Origin of the sequence: Roseburia zhanii (assembly GCF_014287635.1) — a bacterium.
GTDB classification, from domain to species: domain Bacteria; phylum Bacillota; class Clostridia; order Lachnospirales; family Lachnospiraceae; genus Roseburia_B; species Roseburia_B zhanii.
The window spans coordinates 19,097-36,253 of record NZ_JACOPH010000012.1; the positions used below are offsets into that span (position 1 = coordinate 19,097).

General features: G+C 40.6%; 16 protein-coding genes. 2 read left to right on the plus strand and 14 right to left on the minus strand.

The annotated features are described in order from the left end of the window. From H8S17_RS12100 to H8S17_RS12165, 14 genes are all read right to left on the minus strand, one after another. Complete coding sequence (locus H8S17_RS12100; RefSeq protein ID WP_186867511.1) at positions 1 to 1,578, minus strand: hypothetical protein; 1,578 nt, start codon at positions 1,576 to 1,578, stop codon at positions 1 to 3. Between the two features lie 178 nt (positions 1,579 to 1,756). Next, the gene (locus H8S17_RS12105; RefSeq protein ID WP_117854765.1) at positions 1,757 to 2,092 is read right to left on the minus strand and encodes a hypothetical protein; all 336 of its coding nucleotides are present in this window, start codon (positions 2,090 to 2,092) and stop codon (positions 1,757 to 1,759) included. A gap of 306 nt (positions 2,093 to 2,398) precedes the next feature. After that, a complete protein-coding gene (locus H8S17_RS12110) occupies positions 2,399 to 3,337 on the minus strand; it encodes a hypothetical protein (protein WP_186867512.1) in 939 nt (312 codons plus the stop codon). Further along, the gene (locus H8S17_RS12115) at positions 3,327 to 4,667 is read right to left on the minus strand and encodes a DNA cytosine methyltransferase (protein WP_186867513.1); all 1,341 of its coding nucleotides are present in this window, start codon (positions 4,665 to 4,667) and stop codon (positions 3,327 to 3,329) included. The genes H8S17_RS12110 and H8S17_RS12115 overlap by 11 nt, the downstream gene beginning before the upstream one ends. 45 nt (positions 4,668 to 4,712) lie before the next feature. Further along, on the minus strand, positions 4,713 to 4,967 hold the full coding sequence (locus tag H8S17_RS12120) for a plasmid partition protein ParG (protein WP_186867514.1): 255 nt from the start codon (positions 4,965 to 4,967) through the stop codon (positions 4,713 to 4,715). 125 nt (positions 4,968 to 5,092) lie between these two features. Beyond that, a complete protein-coding gene (locus H8S17_RS12125) occupies positions 5,093 to 5,650 on the minus strand; it encodes a ParA family protein (protein WP_186867515.1) in 558 nt (185 codons plus the stop codon). A gap of 1,074 nt (positions 5,651 to 6,724) precedes the next feature. Then, positions 6,725 to 8,332 (minus strand): DNA primase family protein, encoded by a 1,608-nt coding sequence (locus H8S17_RS12130; protein ID WP_186867516.1) that lies wholly within the window; start codon positions 8,330 to 8,332, stop codon positions 6,725 to 6,727. A 175-nt stretch (positions 8,333 to 8,507) separates the two neighbouring features. Then, positions 8,508 to 8,735 carry a MerR family transcriptional regulator gene (locus H8S17_RS12135; RefSeq protein WP_117854749.1) on the minus strand — a complete coding sequence of 76 codons (228 nt, stop codon included), beginning with the start codon at positions 8,733 to 8,735 and terminating at the stop codon, positions 8,508 to 8,510. 209 nt (positions 8,736 to 8,944) lie between these two features. Further along, positions 8,945 to 10,903 (minus strand): recombinase family protein, encoded by a 1,959-nt coding sequence (locus tag H8S17_RS12140; protein WP_186867551.1) that lies wholly within the window; start codon positions 10,901 to 10,903, stop codon positions 8,945 to 8,947. Next, positions 10,884 to 11,114, minus strand: a complete 231-nt coding sequence (locus H8S17_RS12145; protein ID WP_040894231.1) for a helix-turn-helix domain-containing protein — start codon at positions 11,112 to 11,114, stop codon at positions 10,884 to 10,886. Before H8S17_RS12145 ends, H8S17_RS12140 begins: the two co-directional genes overlap by 20 nt. Before the next feature lie 89 nt (positions 11,115 to 11,203). Then, the gene (locus H8S17_RS12150) at positions 11,204 to 11,389 is read right to left on the minus strand and encodes a hypothetical protein (protein ID WP_021683581.1); all 186 of its coding nucleotides are present in this window, start codon (positions 11,387 to 11,389) and stop codon (positions 11,204 to 11,206) included. A 15-nt stretch (positions 11,390 to 11,404) separates the two neighbouring features. After that, positions 11,405 to 12,694 carry a plasmid recombination protein gene (locus H8S17_RS12155; RefSeq protein ID WP_186867517.1) on the minus strand — a complete coding sequence of 430 codons (1,290 nt, stop codon included), beginning with the start codon at positions 12,692 to 12,694 and terminating at the stop codon, positions 11,405 to 11,407. Positions 12,695 to 13,075: 381 nt separating this feature from the next. Further along, positions 13,076 to 14,467 (minus strand): DNA primase family protein, encoded by a 1,392-nt coding sequence (locus H8S17_RS12160; protein WP_117576309.1) that lies wholly within the window; start codon positions 14,465 to 14,467, stop codon positions 13,076 to 13,078. Beyond that, positions 14,442 to 15,062, minus strand: a complete 621-nt coding sequence (locus H8S17_RS12165; protein WP_117576310.1) for a CHC2 zinc finger domain-containing protein — start codon at positions 15,060 to 15,062, stop codon at positions 14,442 to 14,444. Before H8S17_RS12165 ends, H8S17_RS12160 begins: the two co-directional genes overlap by 26 nt. 222 nt (positions 15,063 to 15,284) lie before the next feature. Between H8S17_RS12165 and H8S17_RS12170 the strand changes: the two genes are divergently transcribed. After that, on the plus strand, positions 15,285 to 16,394 hold the full coding sequence (locus H8S17_RS12170) for a DUF6076 domain-containing protein (protein WP_117576311.1): 1,110 nt from the start codon (positions 15,285 to 15,287) through the stop codon (positions 16,392 to 16,394). 18 nt (positions 16,395 to 16,412) lie between these two features. Continuing rightward, a complete protein-coding gene (locus H8S17_RS12175) occupies positions 16,413 to 17,111 on the plus strand; it encodes a hypothetical protein (protein WP_117576312.1) in 699 nt (232 codons plus the stop codon). Positions 17,112 to 17,157: the final 46 nt, after the last annotated feature.

The window sequence follows — 17,157 nt, forward strand, 5'->3', positions numbered from 1 at the left end:
TTACAAACTTCTATCTCCACGTTCATCTTGTTCATCAGACATATCAAAATATGTACCCTGCTGAATCTGTTCACGTTTCACTCTTGTTTCGTTAATTTTTGCCTGATATTTTCTATTCAGCATATCTGTATTTCTTGTCAGAACACCAATCATATCACTTGTAACTCTTTTACCTTTTTCATTCATTGATTCTTTCAAAATTTCCAAAACATTCTTTGCAACAGAAACAGGGGATTTATAAGATTGTACATCATCAATCAAAGAATCAAGAAGAACTAATTTTTTACCATATTCTGCTGATTTTTGAGCAACCTCATTTTCTTTTACATCAACTGAATTTTCTCTTTCAGAAACGCTTTTTTCACGTTGTGAAATAACACGTTGTTGAGCTTCCATCTTATCTTCTTTCATCTGAAAATCTTTTTCGTCCTGCTCCTGCTTCTTTTTCAATTTTTCTTCACGCTCATCAATTTCTGATTCCTTAATAAGAACATTCGATTCTCTAAGAATCAATTCAGAATTTTTCTCAGAAAATGCCATTTCTTTTTTGCGAACTTGTTCATCTCTGTCATTGATTTCTTTTGATTTTTCATCATTCAATGCTTTCTGTCGTTTGACACTATTTTCTCTCTGTTCCAGAGCAAATTCTCTTAATTGATTATCTGCAACTGCATCATTGACTTCCATTTGTAATTCTTTCAAATCCTGTCTTTCCGCAGCCATTTCTCTAAATTCTGAAACATCTGAACGCTTTCTATGCTCACCAGAATCAGGTGTTCTTTGAATTGCTTCATAGCCATATTCAAGTGCATCATTTATCATTTCTTCTTCAATGATTTCTTTGAATCTTTCATGCAACTGTACAATTCCATATTCAGATTCTTTTGTCTTTTTAAATCCCATCTGTTCAAGTGCTTTCACACTTGCAACTCTTGATTCCATACCCTTTTCATATCCTGTTGCTCTTAACACGTATGCAAGATGACCATGACCTGTTCCACATGGTTCATCTCCATGATATGTCGCACGAATGACAATTAAATGTTCAGGGTCTAATGTTGCAATTCTTTCAACTGCTTTATGAAGAATTCTTTTTGTTCTTTCTGTATTTTCACTTTTATTCAAATGTGAAATCGCATACTCCGATGCTTCTTTTTCATGTCCAGATTTTTTCAATGTTTTCCAATGTTCCATATCAAAATCTTTATCTGTCACACCATTGTCATCTTTATTTCCAATCTGTAAAACAACCTCTTGAATCGGTGTTTCTTTTTGCTTTCCTTTTCCATAGCAAAATGTTCCATCCACAACACCATCATAATAACTTTTCTGTCGTTCTGGGCTTGTAGATTCCGCACCCATTTTTCGTGATGGTCTTGTTTGCTTTGCGTTAAAATCATCCACTGAATCTTGAAAAATTTCATTAAATTTATCCGCATCTGTTGAATTCATATCGCCAATCCAAAACTCATTTCTTGAACTCAATTCAACATCTGCATTTGCCGGTGTAGTCAGTCGCTGGTCGTGCCATTCTGCTGTATGACCCTGCGATGATGATACTGTCATTGTTTCAGCCATCTCGTCCATCTCCTTTCCTGTAATATATCCGCATCCGTATTTGTTTCCAACCTTGCCTCTGCCAAGGTTGCTCAATACAACCTTTGACGCTTCGCATCAAAGGTTTTCTTTCGCCAAAAGGGGCTGTCTGCCCCTTTCTGGACTTACCCCGACCCTGCGGGGCTTGAAAAAATGTTCTTTACTGATTCTGTCCGTAGAATGGATTTGTAACATTTTCTCTCTCCTGTTCAACTACATTTTCAACTGGAACAGATTCTTCCTGATGTGAAATTTGTGTCTGAACAGGTTCTGTTTTCTGCTCTGCATTTCTCGCTTTGCGATTTTCAAGAATGTGCTGATAAACTTCTTCCTCACGTTCATCAATTTCTTTCCAGAAGTTGATTTCTTTCTTCTGTCTTTTTACAGCAACATCTCTTTTTGCTTTCAGCTTTGCTTCAAATTCTTCATAAACTTTTCTTTCATCTTCACTCAGATAATTTAATAATTCATTTTCTTTTTTACTACGTTTGTTCATAAAAATTTACCTCAACTTTCTATCAAAAAAATTTGTAATAAAAAACGGTGAACAGAATCAAGAAACAATAAGTTTCCATCATCTGCTCACCGCTGCGTCTCTCACGTATTTTTATTTCAGAATACGCTTCTGCCAGAAGCTGTGCGTCCGTAAACAATTCGGTTTTCTACACCGTACTGCGTAGATATTTTTTCATATCGGACATTCTCTCGTGAACTTTTTTATTTAATTGTTCAATGTAAATATAACAGATTTCACTCCATGAAGATAGTCTAATTTTTTAATATCATACATCTTCATCTTTCTTCATCTTTCTTCATCTTTCAAATGTTTGTTAAATTCTTCTTTCCATTTATGTAAATCATACCATGGACACCCAATGCAACCATTTTCATCAGCTTTTGACGTTCCGTTCCAATTTTTGTCACCCTCATAGTACCATTCAATTCCAAAAAAATCACCTCTTACGCCCTCTGTCACACAACGCTGACAATAACGCTCTTTTTGTAAATTAGTTTGATTAGTCAAAAGTTGAAACTTTTTCTGAATGTCCTCTACCGGCATATCCGTTTCATTAATTGTTTCACCATTCACCCATCTTGATGAAGGAAATTTATGGTCGATTATTGCTTCATTAGGTTGCAATACTGTTTCAAAACAAGCATCCTTTAAAGGTAATGTACTCAAAATTTTATTTCTCAATGCTACTGAAATTGAAAAACGTTTTTGATTATCAGCAGGATGCCTTGGTAATCGTATCAGCAAATCAAAATACTGTTTTCGTCCGCAAGCACTACATTCCATTTTTACTGTTGCAATATGATACCCATACTCTTTTAATTTCTTAATTCTTGCACCAGCCTGCGGATTAACTTTTGGAACAGGTCCACATTTACGACACAGCCATTTTGTAATAGGTTCTGTTCCATTCAACGCATCAAAAACAAGATGTGTATCTTCTGCATTTGTAGTATCCCAAAATGCTGTCTGTTGTGCTTGCCAAACACCATATTTCCCTGGGTCTAATGCTTCATAACAAGATTGCGTCCACTCAAAAACATCATCTTTTGTAAGCGGAATATCTACACCTTGATATTTCGCTTTTATTGGAACTGCACCATTCCAAATATAGCCTTGATATTTAAATCTAACAGCAAGATAATAGTCTTCCATTTTATCAATTCTAAATAAATTAGATGTTCTTATATTCCTATTTACTGTTTTATTTTCAAAATCATAACTCACTTTTTTTGCCTCCTAAACTGTATTTTCCACGTTGTTGACGTAATGAATATTTTTCAATATCATCAACCGACATTTCTCTAGCAATTCTATCCAAAATGATTTCCAAACGCTCGTTAACTGCAAGATTTCGTTCTCTACTTCGTCTAAGAATACCATAACATCCAACGGGCGAAATGTAAATTTCTTTTGGAGCATCAGCTGATACAATTTCCGACATATCACCAAAAATACATTTTTCAGGCTTACTTGAACAATTCAACCACTCTGTACTATTCAACTGAATTATTCCTTTGCTAAAATCATGATATTCCATATCATTGTCACTTTTCATAGGAATTGGATTCTGTGAAAGAATGCAGGCAGGATTCATTAATCTTTTTCCTAACCACTTAATAACCGGAACAGCCCAAGAATTTCCCGTTGCTTGATACCTATTGGTTCGTCTTGCACCTGTAATTTGGGTATAATTATCAGGAAATCCCATTAAACGTTCACATTCCAACGGAGACAATCTTCTAAGTCTATCATCTTGAACAACAAATAACGAACCATTATTTGCAGCCGCATTTCCATTCCATTTCGTACCATATGATGAATACAAACAATCTGTATAACCACGAAAAATCTCAAAAAAATGCCCATCTTTTTGAAATGTCAAAGGATAATCCGGAAATTCTGGTAATGATTTATTTTTATGTTCTTCAAATAATACATTCTCAGGCTGAAAATCTTTTCCACCTGCCATGACATATAATCTTCGTCTCTGCTGTGGAAGTCCAAAATATTTTGCATCCAATACTCGCCAAGCTACATTTCGCTCTGGACCCCTAAGCATCCCAGCCGCAGGCCACCTACCATTATTTTTCATAACGGCAGGTAAGCCCGCTAATGATGAAATAAAGCAACCAAAAGCATTAGTTTTATCAGTTAAAACGCCTTCAACATTCTCCCAAAATACAATTGTCTTTGACAACCCTGCTTTTGCTCTTACTTCATCATTTGCTTCTATAATATCAACAAATTTTAATGTAAGATTTCCTCTATTATCATTTAAACCATTTTTCCAGCCTGCGTAGCTGTATGCCTGACATGGGGTGCCACCGCAAATTATATCTGGAGCCACAATTTCACCATTTCTTATCTTATTTGGAATCTCAACCATATCTCCTATATTTTTTACATCTGGATATTTATGATTTAATACTTTTGATGGGAAATCTGCTATCTCTGAAAGCCACTCAAATTTATATCCCAGTGGTTTCCAAGCAACAGATGCGGCTTCAATACCTGAACACACACTCCCAACTGTGTATTTTTTCTTTCTAACCATATCATTTTCTCCTTGTTTTTACAATTTCATGATTTCATGAATTCATTAAAATCCTTGTGATTTCAAAAATTCATCTGTCATTTTATTCAAAACATCTGTCATCTTTGTATCATTAGACAGACAATACATTTTCAATCTTTTCTTCATATCATTTGTCATATAGAACTGGACAGGAACCATTTTCTGATTTCCATGATTTTTTCCAGATACAGATGTAGTTCCACCCTTTGCCTGTTCCAGACGTGATTCTTCCTCAACAGCTCGCTTTTGCTGACGAGCTTTAAATCTATTTTCAGTCATATCTTAAAATCTCCTTTCTGAACTTTGTGGAAAATATGGATAACTCTACGAGTTACCCACATATCCCACAAAGTCGGCTACTACTGCTAATTCAATTTTCATGATTTCATTTTATCATGATTTCATTAGAATTTCAATTTTAAGATTTTCCATACGCCATGTGTCAGCACGCTTGTAGCCAATGCAGCTGGAAGCCTTGGATTATATGCAACCACCGACTGATTTGCAAGCCTTGACTGTACAAACGCTTCACTTTGTGGCAGACAATAGATTGGTTCATCTTTATGTTCTTCTTTGAAAAATTCCATAAATTCCTTTGTAGCTTTAAATCTATTTGTACCATTAACCACATACACAATAGGTGTATCTGGTGCATTACGCTTTACAAGGTCAATCGTTGTTTCCGTAGCTGGCATATCCGTTACACTTGGACGCATCGGAACAATAACCACATCCGCATCCTTGACCCATTCACCCATTTCACCTTGTAATGAACCCGGTGTATCAATAATTGATATATCCGCATTATCCATTTCAACAGGTTCATGCAGTGTACCGCCCTGACCGTCAAGGTCATAAAAGCAATACGGAACATTCTTGACATCCAAAGCAAAAGCAAGCTCATCTGCAACCAATGTCTTACCAACACCGCCCTTACGGTTGATAATCAATATGTTCTTCATGATTCATGCTCCTTTCATGATTTCATTGTTTCATGTTTTCATGAAAACATTATATCATGATAACGCAGTGAATTTCAAGCTGTTTTTTTCCTACCCAAATACACATTTAAAATTGCTATCATGTTTCAATATGCCGTATTTAATTGAAAATAAGCCCGTAGTGAAGATTTTTTAGAAAATCGAATAGTTTTACAGATTCATGATTTTATACGCGTGGTGAGGTCATACGGCGTGTTAAACGATATGTTTTGAATTGTTCTGCTGATTACATATAGAAATGAATGGATGATAGAATCATACAGTGTTGAAAATGTTCCCGGTATGGAAATAACGGTTCCCGAAAAGGGGAACCAAAAGGGAACTTTTTCAAATCTGTTGTCCAGCAACAGATTTATCGAAATTCATAAGTTAAAATCAATAATTTTGGTTCCCCCTGGGGGGAACTTCAAATCCGTTACCCACCAACGGATTTACGGAAAAGTTCCTGAAGTTCCCCTTTTTCTGAACTCTTATATAGAAATTTTTTCACCCTCCCACAAAAAAAAATAAAAATAATAATGGACATACAAAGAAAAGCATGTTATATGTTTCTCACGTATGTATTATTAAAAAAAAGGGAACTTAGGGAACTTTTTGTATAAATGTGTTATCCAGCAATGGATTCAGCGGTTCCCTTTTGGTTCCCCCTGTTTTTTTGTAAAAGGGAACTTTTTGCTAAAGTCGTTGTCTACCAACGGATTCAGCGGTTCCCCCTTGGTTCCCCTTTGGTTCCCCTTTTTACAAAAAATCACCCAAAAACACGATTTTCGAGCATTTTTTGCTGTACTTAGCATCATTTTGATATTATCTTTGTCAAGTCAAAATGAGCCATTTTCGCTTTGTATCATTTTGATACTATCTATGCTCAATGACGCATCTTGAGGAACCAAAGGGGAACCATTTTTATGTTCAACATGAACTGTATCACGCTTTCATTTTCTTTTTTTGGTGGCTACACCCCCAACCCCCAGTGAAATTCATGCACAAAAAAAGTAACGATTGCTCGTTACTTCCTTCGCACATGAATTCTATGTATTACTTACGCATAATTACGCTTTTATATTTTCCACTCTTTGCAGGGTCTACTCTAACGCCAAAATTATCCGCTTCTGAATATCTTCCATCAATCCAGTGATACAATTTATAATCTTTTAACAATGGTTCCAAATTGTCTTTATCAAAGTTAATCTTTGTATCATTTGCAAACACAAACCCTGACTCCGCTGTATAATCACTAATGACTTGTTTTACCTGTCTGGTAAAAGTATTCTGATTTGTTCCATCAGGCTTATTATTGTTCTGTTTACAATACCATGCATTATATAAATCATACAACATTGTCATTGGAATTCTATTCAATTTCAATTCTGGCAACATTTCAGACAAGAAACGTCTAATAGGGTCATTGAATTCTTTGTATTCTCTTAACAGCTCTTTAGCCTTTGCAGGTTCGCTCAATGTTGTATAATTCATGTTCAACACTCTGTATAATACATATTCAAGAACCTCTTTACGCTTCAGATAATCATTCTTGATATACTTACGTTCTTTCCCTGTAAAACACTTAAAGAACGGCAAGAACAACTGTCTTCTGTAAAATGAATCGGATTTATCTCTTACTTTCGGCATACCGTTCAAGCACTGTATCATAAATCCTTTGTATCTGAAACTCACAGGCATCTGGAACTTTGCTTCGATTGATAATACATCATTGGTAATCAGTGCTTTAAGATTGCTCACATCGTCCAGATATTCATTTACCTTGTTTTCATCTGTAATAATCGCTGTTGCATGTAATACTGGTTCTAAACTAAAACGCTTGTCCATATCAGATAAAGGCAACGAAACTGCACCTCTACCCAGCAAATTACGAATCAAAGAACAAATTGTACCTTTACCACCGTTTCCGGCTTCTCCATAGAAGAATGCACATTTATCCCATCCTTGCAATGGTCTAATACAAGCTCCGATTGACTCCCAACAGCATTCCGATACTTCTGTATCATTATCAAACATATCAATCATCCAGCTCTCAATATCCCAGTCTGTACCATCAATCGGATTATGAATAACAATATTCTGAGCAGCATGATTATAATCAACAGGTATTTTAGTCAAAAATACCAAGTCTGGTGTAAATGATTCCAACACTTTTGTATCATAATGAAAAATACCATTATTAACAGCAACAAGATTTTTTTCTTCACAACGTTTAACAATTGGTGCTGTATCATGCAACATGCTACACACTTCATTGAATTCCTTTGTAGTCATTGACGGTTTATAATTACGTGCTAAACGTCGCAAATCTGTATTTCCTGTGATATATGTTCCTCTGTCATCACCGCTTTTCTGATACACACCTAATAACAATTTATCATTGTTGTGCACATCAGTTCCTGTATCAATCTGTTTTACTTCTTCTAATTTCAACAAAATCCTTGCAACCTGTACCGTTGTTAAGGTAGTCAACTGTTTATACTTCGTAAAACCCGTATGTACACGAGTTGTGTTTTCCATAATGATTTCATTATTACAAGCGTTAATAACATCCTCTGAAACCACACTCGGCACAAACGATGTACCTACAAAATTATCCAAAATATCATCTGTTGCTTCTAAAATTAAATTTTCGTATGTCATATATCAACACGTCCTTTCTCATGATTTCATGTTTTCATGAATCTTCTGTTTTTCTCTTGAAGTCACCAAGAAAATATGCTAATATATGAGCATAAATAATAAATGAAAGAAGTTCTTGGTAACTTCCTTGATAGCAACAGTGATGCCACTCACAGTTGCTATTTTTTATGTAATTTTATTTTTCAATGTGTTTCTTTGCTTTAAGGAAATTTTCAAAAGCAATTCTATCAACCATAACTTTATTCTGTTTTCCTACTGTAATATAATCTTCAAATTCCCCACCCTTGACATATTTTCTAACTAAATCATAGCTGATGCCAGTATATCTACTAAGCTCTCTCTGGGTAAGAAATGTTCTTTCCTGAACAGGAATTGAATTTGTCCAACCTTTTTGCTTTGCCATCTTTATTCCTCCATTTTACTGTATTTCTTACGGTTTAATAAAAGTCTAGCACACTGAATTTCTAATTGCAATACTTTTCCTACCCAATTATGTGTCATTTACTTTTAACGTGTTGCCTAGCAACGCATCCAGCTCAAAAAATTTTTTTTCAGAACATCAAAAAAAAGAGAAAGCAGATGTTCTCCACTTTCTCTCATTCTGATTTTTTCTTATATCATTCTAAAATGCTTGAACGCTTCCAGAATCAATTTTTCTTTCTCAGCTGGACAGTTCGGTACTCTATGACCGTCAGCACCTTTATTATAATTTTCACGCTTCCCAAAGCCTAATTTGTCTTTTACTTGAGCAATGTATAGATTTGATACAGAAACATCATGTTGTTCCTTAATCCACTTTTTGATTTCTCTGTATGACGCTGAACCCTTAGCACTTTTCAGATACTCTGCATCTTTTGGTTCATAATCAACATGAGCATACTCAACATTCTTATCGTTGACTATTTTCCTACCCAAAAGGCAAACCGTCTCGACTGTTGTTTCAGTTTCCAAGGGAAGTTCTTTCACTTCCTCGCCATCAATAGGCACAGGGAAATTGAATACAATCTTCTTTATCCAGCTTCCGTCTTTTCTCTTTTCCGGGAACATCTCAATTCGCTCGATAAAGGCTTTCATAAACTCTTTCTGTTCTGCTTCCGTTGCGGAATGGTAGACTTCATCAAATGCCAGTAAGAGCCGATAAATGTTATCGCCGGAGATTTTCTCCTGCTGGATGCTGCGTATCTGACTTTGCAATTCGCCAATCTGAACTTCGATTTCCTCTATCGTATCATACTGTTCATCATATCGGCGCTGCAAATCCAAAATTTTTCTGTCATAGTGGGCATCGTTGATGTCCAAGGTATCCATCTGACGCTCCAAGCGGCTTTTCGTTCCAAAGGCTTGCTTTAGCTGTCCTTGCAGAACGGCGATCTGCTTTTCCATATCCTCTGTATCAACCGCCGTTCCGATTTTCGCTTGAATTGCTTCTACAAATCGGGGATTATTGACCATAGCGGAAATGATCTTTGCCACAAATTTATTGATTTCCGTCTGCTCGATATTGAGCCGGAAGCTACACTCATGCCCTGTGGGTGTAACCGTATTTTTGCAGTAGTAATAATACCGTGTTTTCTTGTCCTTGCTGTGTGCCTTGGCGATATTGCCGTACATACTCTTGCCGCAGCATGGGCATTTCAAGATACCGGACAGGATGTGTGCGTGGTCTGGATTGTTGACCTTTTCCCGCTTAAAGGAATTGATCTTGCGCTTTTCCTGTGCCAGATACCAATCCTCTTCAGAAATGATAGCTTCGTGCTGTCCTTCATAAACCGGAAACTCCGACTGCTCAACCACGTGCATCTCGTTTCTTGTACCCTGTTTCTTTTCAGTTCTTCGTCTGCCGTAAGCAATCTTTCCCATATAAACAGGATTGTACAATACATTTTTCACAAAATCTCTTGAAAATCCCGGAATGGTGTTATTCTGTCTTAGTTTCTTTACATAACCATTGCGGTTCAGATATTTTGCAACTCCTGCAACACCCTCATTAGTGTGAATGTAGCGGTCATAAATGACACGAATTACTTCCACTTCATCCTCTGCAATGACAAGGTTTCCGTTTTCCAGTTTGTATCCATAGGGAGCGAAACCGCCGTTCCATTTGCCTTCACGAGCCTTTTGCTCCCGTCCTGCCATTGTCTGTGTGCGGATATTTTCTCGCTCAATCTCTGCCACCGCAGACAGCACAGAGATCATCAGCTTTCCGGCATCCTTGGAGCTGTCGATGCCATCCTCCACGCAGATCAGATTAACACCGAAATCCTGCATGAGCTGCAAAGAGTTCAGAACATCCGCCGCATTTCTGCCAAATCGGGACAGCTTAAAGACCAGCACATAAGAAACATCATCTTTGCCGTCCTGGATATCGTTCAGCATCCGTTGGAAGTCCTGCCGCCCTTGGATGTTCTTGCCGGAAAAGCCTTCGTCAGAATACTCCCCGGCAATAATCATATCCTCGTATGCCGCATACTTCCGCAGCTTGTCACGCTGGGCATCCAAACTGTACCCGTCAACCTGCATAGAGGTGGACACTCTTGTATAAAGATAGCATTTAAGTTGTTTCTTTTTCAGAATCTCCACCTCCCTCATTCATTTCTTTTACCACAAGTCCTTCGTTGCGGATATAATACTCCAAAAGCCACAGCACATAATCCGGTGCATGGCGGTTGTCCAATTCCCACTCGGTCATAGTCCGATAAGGGATATGGACGAGCTTGCAAAAATCTTTCCGGTTCAGTCCTGTGCTTTCACGCAACTTAATAATTCTGTTTTTACAATCCATCCGTCTTTTCTCCATAAAAGCAAAAAGTACACGTTGCGTAATCATTATAGCATAGCCGCAACGAATACGCAACGTGTACATTGCAAATTTTACGCAGCCTTATCCGTCAGAAGCTGCGCTTGATTACTTTCCTCGGAATGCTCCACTCCCTGCGGTGCGTCCTGTTCCAATTTATCCAAAACCTGATGTCCATATTTCTGGAGCATCTGGCTCATAACATCCACACAGCGGTCAAATGCCGCATTATATTTCGCTTCCTCATAATATTTCTTCAATAGGCGATTCCTCCATCAAAGTTCCATATCCTGTCCACGCTTCCGGGCAGGGTGTTCGTGTTCCTGTGTTTGCTTTCCTCTGATGAGGATAGAATTGATAAAAGCCCGAACCTTTTCGGATGCGATTTCCAGTGCATCCAGAAAGGGTTGGGCTTTCTTTTTCAGCTCTTGATATTGTTCATGCAGCGCATCGTACCGCTGCTTCCATGTTTTTGCACTTTTCTCCGCTTGCTCGAATTTCTGCTTGTACTTGATCTTCTCTGCCTTTTCCGCAAAGCTACTGACAGCATAATCTTTGAGTGTGCGGCATTCATCCGGTGTCAGTGTGATATTGTTTCCGAATGTGGCTTTTTTGCCCATTACTTCAATGTCCTGCACTGTCAGCGCAATGGTCTTTGCCGCCTTGGTTTCCTTTTGCAAAGATTCCAGTTTCTTTTTCTGTTTTGCTGTGTCAGCTTTGGCATCCTCCAAATTCTGTTCTGCCTGTGCCACCTGCCCGGTCACAGCTTCCAGCCGCTGCTGTTCTGCCTGCACCTTGAACTGGGTCACAGTCAGATGTTCCTCGGTGCTTCCACGTTCTCCACGCTCCAGATCGGTATATCCGGCAACTCGCATGAAATGAAAAAAGTCATCCTGCAACACACTGTAGGATGACCTCAAAATCTTTTTTCCTCTTGCGTTCAACATTGGATTACCGTCCTCGTCAAGCACCGGCTTGGACTCCCATTTCTTACTGCGGCTGACCTGTGTGATGACCTCCTTAACGGTTCCCCGGAGGGCTTCATCCTTGCATCGCTTCGACCAAAGTATCTGCTTTTCCACCACCGGGATATAAACCACATGAAGGTGGTAGTGGTACACATCTTCGCCCAAAGCTTCGGACATTGCTCGGTTGCGCTCATCGGCGTGCATCACAGCGGAGAGGATATACTGCTCACCACCTACGATCTCCGCAGCGGCTTTATAGGCATCGGCATAAAATTGTTTTGCAAATTCATAGCCGCCGCGGTTGTAGAAGTAAGCGGAGTTCACATCGAAAACCAGCTCGCCGTATTTGACGGCATCGGGTTTCAGACCTCTGGTGGAGATCACACCATCCTGTTCCATCTGCTCAAACATTTTTACATAATCGTCCGTGGGTGCTTTGAAATGGACGTTCAGAGAAGTGCGTTCCGGCACGATGTCCTGATTGCTGTAGCTGTCCTTTTCACGCTCATTGTGTTCCTGTACCTTCGCCACATCCGCAGGCGTTTCCAAGTCCTGATTCCGGGCTACGGTACGATCTATTCCATCATTTCTTGCCATTGAATTTTTGCCCTTTCTTTGGGATTTGCAGACAGCGGGGAGCTACGGAGAAGCACTTTTTCAAAGTGTAATAACCCACTATGACACTTTCATCCATACTGGCTGCAAAGTGCCGTGGGCTCTCCGAGGGCTCTCCCGAGGGGGAATGCGGTCACTGCGGTGACCTCTGCTGACCAAGGCGAAAATGTCTGCGCCTTTTCCTATGGTCAGCCCCGTCTGCATGAAGCTGTTCTGTGTCAACTTCCTCTTGCAGCCGGTGTCCACAGACACTTTTTCAAAAGCCTGTGAACATAGAAACAGCCCGAACGAGAGGATGTGTGCTGTTTCTATAACGAGCGTTTCACGCTCTTTTGCTGCGTACATACGTACCAGCAATGGGATTTACTCGACCTGCCGCCATTCCTCCGGAATGTCCTCCGGTACGTACGTACACGGCGAATCTCCGTAAAACCCATTTATATGAGGTCTTGCCACAGCTTCCACACCCATAAATCCCCACACCCGCCGTCCGGCAGAGTTGGTGATGTTGTTGCAATGTTCCAGATTGAATCTCCCGGCATTGGCAATCATGGCGTCGCTGAAGCTGCGGGCTTTCAGCGGTGCAAGGGAATTTTCTTCGCACCACATCCGGTAGATTTCATAGAAATCCTTGGAGCTGATGGACGCATCCGCTTTACGCTGGATGTATCCCTCGGAATCCATGAAATCAAAGATATTGTTGTTGTCACGCTTGACCGCTTCCCGGTTTTCCCGGATACGGTCACTCTCCGTAAACTTAAAGTTGTTGGCAACAAGCCGCTGTAAGCCTTCAAATGCCCACAGGAAGATACCCTCGGCTTCAGCTTTCATCTTCTCTGCAAGGTCAGGATCATCGGCTCTGTCCATGGGCTTTTCTTTGGTGGTCAGCACAAGTTGTCTGCGGTAAAAACCGTCGCTGCGGTCATACAAAGCTTGCAGATCGCCGTTGCTGAATGCAAGCAGCCGAGCAAACATCCAGCCCTGATAACTCTGCTTGCCCTTGCGTTCCAAGTCCATTTTGCCCTGTGCAGTCACGATGGATTTTACATAGTTGGTCTGGCGCAGAGCTTCCATCCGCATATCATCATCCACGCACAGCAGGATGTGTTCCAGATCAGCACGGGCGAAGCGGTTTTCGGAAATTTTTCCGATGCTGCCGTCTTTCATATTCGTGCCGAATATAGCGGACAGCACCGCACCGATTTGGGATTTGCCCTCGCCGCCGTTGCCTTTAATCACCATCATGCGCTGCCCCTTGTTGGAAGGAATCAGACAGTAGCCGATAAACTCCTGCAAAGTGGGGATGTCCTCCGCATGGAGCACCCCATCCAGAAATTTTAGCCAGGTCACAGGTGTAGGTGCATGAGGATTGTAAACAACAGGCAGACGGTTTCGCACGATAGTCGGTCTGCCCTCGGTAAATGTGCCGTTCAGCAGTAGCGTACCGTTGGACAAATGAATCCGATCCTGCTCCGGTGGAAAGTCCGGCACTTGCGCTTCCAGTTTCAGCACTTCCAGAATGTTGGTGATCTTCCGGGGGATATTGTTTACGGCACAGAATTTCAGCTTGTCGTAAATCTCCCCACGCAGAGGGAGATCGTCCGTCACTCGACCATTGGGCGTGAAAAAAGCTCCGTTTGCGAAGATGATTCTGCGCTCCTGCAGAAATTCTTCACAAAACAGAGCTTCGTTGATGTTCTGCCCGTCAAACCAGACAGGCAAATTCATATCAGGCGTTTTCCGGTTCTTCGCCATGGTGCGCCACCTCCTTTTTCTTTCGTGTGATGTACTCTTGCAGAAAAGCAATTTTGCCGTCCTGCATCAGCTTGTCCACCAATGCCACCCGTTCTTCCAGATCACCCACCGTCAGCACATCTGCCATATATTCGATATAGCAGTGCATCTGGCAGGCTTCCACAAAACGGTCATCCAGAGCATCTTCCGGTGTCTTGGGTTCGTATCGTACTTTCCAATCTTCCAGCAGATGCAGATAATCCGTCAGCACCCGAAAACACAGCATTTCATCCTCCCGTAACTGACGGATATAGGGACGCTTCGGCTTGATCATAGCTGCGGCAGTGGGCGGTTTTGGGTCAAGTCCAAAGTCCGCAGCCAGCTTTTGCGCTGCTTCATAACTGCTCAGATCGAACAGCCTTGCCACAAGGTCGATTACGTCCCCCTTGGCTCCGCAGCCGAAGCAGAAAAAATAGTCCTCATTCAGCTTCAAGCTCGGATGCCTGTCGTTGTGGAACGGGCAGCAAGCCATGCCATTGTGGCTCACTTTCAGCCCGTAGTGTTCGGCGGCTTGCTTGACGCTGATTGCCGCCTTGATGGTTTCATAGATTGTCATAGAAAACCCTCCGTTCATAATATTCTGGAAAGCACGAAGCACCCGCCGTGATTGGCAGGTGCTTCGCTCCTTCTATTATGGTTATGACGGATTTTTCAAAAAACAGGCTAATGACAGGACAATCCTGTTTCAAAAAACAGGACAACTTATCTGAGGACGTAGATTTCTTCACATTTACATGATATAATTAGAAAAATGAAAAAACAGGACAGGAGGGCAAGCATGAATCAAGAATTGATGACATTGGATTTCTGGCAGGATACGGTCATATATGAGAGCAAAACATTTCCTGTCGGTACGCTTGCCTGTGATGCACTGAATGTTCCTGTGAATACCATTGCAAAAATAAACGAGCAATGCGAGAAAATCAATCTGCTGCTTGGAATATTAAACGCCGGACAGGATGCTTCTGCACTCTGTCCTATTGCAAAGGAAGCTGCTCTGACGATGCTTGATATTCTCAGTCAAACACCGCCGTTCTCCTATATGAATATCTCAAAGCACAGAGAACGGATTGAAAAAGTCTTTACTGTGGACAATGCGCTGAAATATGTGGAGTTTGCCATAAAAGCCGCAACCAATTCTTTGCAATTTGAAGAAATCCAGAACTTTACCGATGCGATGATGCTCCAACGCTATACCGCAGTTTTCGGGCATCTGGCATACTCCCTTGGGGAATACCAAACGGCCATGCTTGATTTTGCAGAACAATCGGACGGAAACGAAGCAGACCGCACCGCAGAGGGTTTTGCAAAAATGTTCGGCGACTATTTTCCGCCGGAGTTCTCTATCATGGAGGGCAATGCCTGGATGTCTACTTTGAATAATTCCGTTCAGTATATATCGGTCATCCGTCCCGGCGAAAAAGTTGCGAAGCTGGTCAAGCGGATGCACTATGTATCCTTTGTAGGGATGTTCCGGTCTGATCTTTTTGAGGGCTTATGTGTTGGTCATGCCCCGAAAAAATGCAAAATCTGCGGCAAGTGGTTCCTCACCACCAACGCAAGGCACACCAAATACTGCGGTGGCTATGCACCGGGGGACAAGCTGCACCGCACTTGCCGTCAGATCGGTAATCTGAAAGGTAGAGAACAGCGAGAACTTGCGGACGATCATCCGCTGAAGCAGATTTATGAGAAACGGCTGAATACCATAAACCGCTATGTGAAGCGTGGTACTCTGGACGCTGATCTTGCGGAGGTTATGAAGAAGCTGGCAAAAGATAAGATGCTCCGGGCATTGAGCAATGTAGCCTATGCCAAGGGCGATTACGAAAAGGAAATGGGACAAGCTGCTTTGCTAAATGAGAGTCTAAATTATAGGAACACTTAAACTCGGAGGGTTATACGAATGTTAGAATTAACGAAAGAACAAATGGAGGCTATTCAAAAAGCTATTTCAAAGAAGGCTGAAGAAAGTGTACAGGAATTTGATAAAGAATTAGATGTTGTTGTGAGCAAGCTATCAACAGAAGGGTGGACTTTACCCGCAGAATTAAATATTTACGCAGTCAAAACAATAGCAAACACGAACAAATTGGATGATATCAATGCATTTTTGAAATGGTTTTTTACAACAGAAGATTTTCAGAAAACCAAAGATATGGTGAACGGAATCAAAGCATCTCCCATTAAAGAAGGACTGAAAAATCTCACAGACCAGTGCTGGCAAGCATTTCAAAATAAATTGTATGCTGTTTGTGCAACATCGCTTCTCTCGGTTATCGAGGGTATTCTGTCAGAATTTAGCGATGACAAACAAGATGTAAGGATGATGAAAGTTTGTCAAAAGAAGGTCGATACCTTCCCGTCAACAGGAAGTACAATTCAAAAACATGTATGGATTTCTTATAACAACTTCATCCGAAATCTGTATCAAAAAAGCGATTTCTCTGCCGATGAACCTGAAACGATAAATAGGCATTGGCTATTACATGGAAGATCGGATTTTGAAATTGACGAGATGGATTGTATCCGTCTCTTTAATGCAGTTCAAAGCCTATGTATGATTGTAAAAGTAGAAGCAAAAGAAACACAATCTGAGAATTAAAATCAGGCTACTATTCAGAAAGCATTTGTTAGAAGGGAGGTGCGCT